This is a genomic window from Actinophytocola sp. (genome assembly GCF_045807065.1).
Classification (GTDB): Bacteria; Actinomycetota; Actinomycetes; order Mycobacteriales; family Pseudonocardiaceae; genus Actinophytocola.
In genome coordinates this window covers 1-3,872 of the sequence record NZ_JBJMIE010000573.1, presented here as the reverse complement: position 1 = coordinate 3,872, position 3,872 = coordinate 1, and the positions used below count along the sequence as shown (strand labels likewise).

Sequence of the window (3,872 nt, the reverse complement as noted above, 5' to 3'; positions counted from 1 at the left end):
TCCGCGATGTCCGGGTGTGTCGCCAAGGCGTCCTCCAGCTCACGCGGGAAGACGTTCTCGCCGCCTGACACGATCATGTCGTCATCGCGGCCGTCGACGAACAGGCGCCCGCCGTCGTCGAAGTGCCCGACGTCGCCCGTGGCCATGAGGCCGTCGATGACGTCCTTGCCGCCGCCGCCGGTGTAGCCCTCGAACAGCATGTCGTTGCCCACGCAGATCCGGCCGACGACACCGGGCGGCACGGGCAGGCCGGTCGCGTCGACGATGCCGACCTTCGTGCCGACCGGGCAGCGGCCCGCGGTCGTCGGCGCCGCCCTCAGGTCCTCCGGGTCCGCGATGCTCGCCCACGACACCTCGGTCGACCCGTACAGGTTGTAGAGGATGTCGCCGAAGACGTCCATGAACCCGTTGACCAGCGACGCCGACAGCGACGCGCCGCTCGACGCGACGATCCGCAGCGACTTGATGTTGTAGTTGCGGATCACCTGGCGCGGCAGGTCGAGGATGCGGCGCAGCATGATCGGCACCACGATCAGCGACGTGCAGCGGTGCTCCTCGATCGCGGCGAGCGTCGCCTCCGGGTCGAACTTGCGGTGCAGCACCAGCTTGGCGTGCAACGGCATGCCCAGCTGCAACGCGCCGAGACCCCACGTGTGGAACAGCGGCGCCGCCACCATCATGCGTTCGCCGGCCTCGAACGGGATCCGGGACAGCAGTGACGCGGCCGTGCGGATGCCGTGCGGGTTGCGCCGCCGCGCGCCCTTCGGGTTGCTGGTCGTGCCGGACGTCAGCACGATGATCTTGCCGGGTGCGGACGGCGGCCTGATCCGGTCGGGCGCCGACTCCTCGATCAGCCCGTCGATCGTGATGTCGCCGGGCTCGTGCCCCCAGGTCAGGATCCTCGGCAGCGACTGGGGCAGGTAGTGCATGAGCGGCACGAACTCCTCGTCGACGAGGACCGCCGCCGGGCGGTGCGTCATCACCGTGTCGCGGACCTGGTTGGCCGACAGGCCGGTGTTCAGCAGCAGCACGCTCGCGCCGAGCTTCCCGCACGCCACGATCGACTCGATCATGCCGGCGTGGTTGCGGCACATCACCGCGACCCGCCTGCCCTGCCGCACACCGTGCCTGGTCAGCCCGTTCGCCAGCCGGGTGGTGCGCTGGTCGATCTCCTCGAACGTGAGGGTGCCCAGCTCGTCGGCGATCGCCTGGTCCCTCGGGTGGCTCGCGCGCATGGCGCGGTAGCCGCCGGCGACCGTCGCGCCCCACCTGGCGAGCACGTTCAGCTGGCGCAGCATCTGGTCGGGCCGCGCGGGCGTGATCACCCCGGCCCGCGTGAGTATCCGGGCGACGGTCAGCTGCGACTGGCTGCTCGCGGTCTGGTCGATTCCCTTGCGGGACGCGGTGATCGCGATGCCGGCGAGGTGGTGGTGGAACAGCGACAACGCCTTGCGGACGCGCTTGCGCAGCCAGTTCCCCGTGATCCCGCTGTCGACGTTGGGCAGGGAGACGGTCAGCTGCACCTCGGTGCGGTCCGGGTCGAGCCGGCGGAACCGCAGCGAGAGGTGGCCGCCCGGCCAGCGGTCGCTGACGATCACGAAGTGCTCCTGCGGACGGTTGACCAGCACCTCGATCTGGGCGCGCACGACCGGGCCGCGGTCGACGCAGAACCGCACCTCGTAGCGCCCGGTGTCGGCGGGACCGGCGGGCTCGCACCAGGCCACCTCGGCGACGAACCGCGGGTAGGCCTGGAGGTTGGTCAGCAGCGACCACACCTCGTCCAGGGGGTGGTCGAGGACTTCTGTCACCTCGACGAGATCGGTCGCCATGCTCCTCCGTCCGCGGGGCGAACGCCCAGAGCTAGAGTTACTAGCAGGCGTGCTCCATTCGGAGCAAGACTTGCGTTCTGTTCCCAGGACCTTATAACGGCCGGGACAAGATTTCGGTGCGCACCCCGGGGTCGCTTTCCAGCGGCACGTGTCGCCCGGTGGCGGTGAACCCGTGGCGGAGGAACAGCTTCCTGGCCGCCTCGTTGCCCTCCGCGACCCGCAGCACCACGTGGGACCAGCGCTTTTCCCCTGAGTGGACCGGCCGTTCCCGCGCGAGGCGCAGGATCTCGGTGACAAGGGCGTCGCCGACGCCACACCCGCGGTGCGCGGGGTCGACCCACATCGCGACCAGCATGGGTGTGTCGTCGGGCACGTACAGGGCGACCATCCCGGCACACTCCCCGTCGCGGACGGCGATCACGGACAGCCCGGTGTCCAGCCTGCGCCGCCACTCGGCCTCGTCGAGGGCCCGCTCCGCCTCGAGCGTGGAGCCGTAGGCGTGGGGTGCGTCCGCGAGTGCGGCCAGCCGCAGGTCACGCCAGGTCCGCCAGTCGTCGCCGGTCAGTCGTCGTGTCCGCATGCCTGACGATAGGTCAGGCCGGCGTGGCGTCGCCCTCGGTTTTCGCGGGCACCACGATGGTCGCGACCGCCTTCGTCGCGAGGATCGGCGGGTCGAGGACGTCGGCCGCGGACGGGCCGCGGTCCGGCGCCGCCCGGCAGAGCACGCGGGCCTCGAACGCGAGGTCGCGGGAGCGGCTGCCGACGCGGGTGAGCGTCGCGGTCACCTCGACGACGTCGCCGGCCTGGATCGGGGCCAGGAACTCCACCTGCGAGTAGCCGGCGAGCAGGCTCTCGTCGCCGTCGGTGTGGATGGCGAGGTCGGTCGCGACGTCACCGAACAGCGCGAGCCCGTAGGCGCCGTCCACCAGATCACCGCCGTAGTGCGCGTGCGCGTAGGGCACGTACCGGCGGTGTGTCACGGAGAAGCCGAATTCCAGCGTCACTTGTGTCCCTTCATCGCGTGCACCAGGTAGCTCGCCACCTCGCCGGGTGTCGTGCCGCGGCCGAACACCCGGTCGACGCCGAGCTGTTCGGCCATCATGGGGTCGAACCGGGGCCCGCCCGCGATCAGCACCGGTCGCCGGTCGCCCATCGCCTCGCGGAACGCGGCCGACATCTCCTGGGTGTTGAGGATGTGCGCGTCCCGCTGCGTGACCACCTGGGAGACCAGCACCGCGTCGGCCTTCTCCGCGCGGGCCCGTTTCACCAGGTCCGGCACGGTGACCTGGGCGCCGAGGTTGACCACCCGCAGCTCGCGGTAGTACTCGAGGCCCTTCTCGCCGGCGAAGCCCTTGATGTTCAGGATCGCGTCGATGCCGACCGTGTGCGCGTCGGTGCCGATGCAGCCGCCGACCACGACCAGCTTGCGGCGCAACAGGTTGCGCAGCTCGGTGTTGACCTCGGTCGGGGAGAGCAGCGGGTACTCGCGCTCGACGACCGTGACCGCGTCGAGGTCGACGAGGTGCCTGACCGAGCCGTAGACGACGAAGAAGGTGAACGCCTCGCCGATGCCGTGGGAGTGCACGACCATGGCCGGCTCGATCCCCATCTTGTTGGCGAGTTGGAGCGCGGCGCCCTCCGCCTTCGGGCCGGGCGGGACCGGCAGGGTGAACGACGTCTGCACCATGCCGTCACCGGTGGTGTCGCCATACGGCCGTATGGAGGTCATCGCGTCTCCCCCGACTCGAGGAGGTCCGCGGCCGGGTTGCGGTAGCCGTCGGCCTTCTCGATCACGCCGTCGGCGCCCTTTCCCCCGTCCGGCGGGCGTTTCATGAGGCCGAAGGTGCCCTCGGCGATGGCGTCCAGGAGCCCGTCGCGGACGATGCGGTCCAGCAGGTCGACCGCCTCGCCGAGGACCTGGTGCGCACGCTTGACGATGAAGCCGTCCGGTGCCGGGCGGAAGTCCTCGCGCAGGCCCGCCGCCGCGTTCAGCACGTACCTCACGTTGCGCAGCGCGAGGTCGCGGTCGGACAGGAACGGGGT

At 70.8% G+C, this 3,872-nt stretch carries 5 protein-coding genes; all 5 read right to left on the bottom strand.

Annotation, left to right across the window (positions count from 1 at the left end; all coding sequences use genetic code 11):
* Window positions 1–1,829: AMP-binding protein (locus ACJ73U_RS33605; protein WP_407781774.1), on the bottom strand; the 1,829-nt coding region annotated here is incomplete at its 3' end.
* A gap of 91 nt (window positions 1,830–1,920) precedes the next feature.
* Window positions 1,921–2,409: a GNAT family N-acetyltransferase gene (locus tag ACJ73U_RS33600; protein WP_407781773.1), complete on the bottom strand. Its 489-nt coding sequence runs from the start codon at window positions 2,407–2,409 to the stop codon at window positions 1,921–1,923.
* A gap of 13 nt (window positions 2,410–2,422) precedes the next feature.
* Window positions 2,423–2,833 carry a hotdog domain-containing protein gene (locus ACJ73U_RS33595; RefSeq protein WP_407781772.1) on the bottom strand — a complete coding sequence of 137 codons (411 nt, stop codon included), beginning with the start codon at window positions 2,831–2,833 and terminating at the stop codon, window positions 2,423–2,425.
* On the bottom strand, window positions 2,830–3,558 hold the full coding sequence (locus ACJ73U_RS33590) for an OAM dimerization domain-containing protein (protein ID WP_407781771.1): 729 nt from the start codon (window positions 3,556–3,558) through the stop codon (window positions 2,830–2,832). Before ACJ73U_RS33590 ends, ACJ73U_RS33595 begins: the two co-directional genes overlap by 4 nt.
* Window positions 3,555–3,872 (bottom strand): lysine 5,6-aminomutase subunit alpha TIM-barrel domain-containing protein (locus ACJ73U_RS33585; protein ID WP_407781770.1); only part of this gene is annotated, 318 nt, incomplete at its 5' end. The genes ACJ73U_RS33585 and ACJ73U_RS33590, both read right to left, overlap by 4 nt.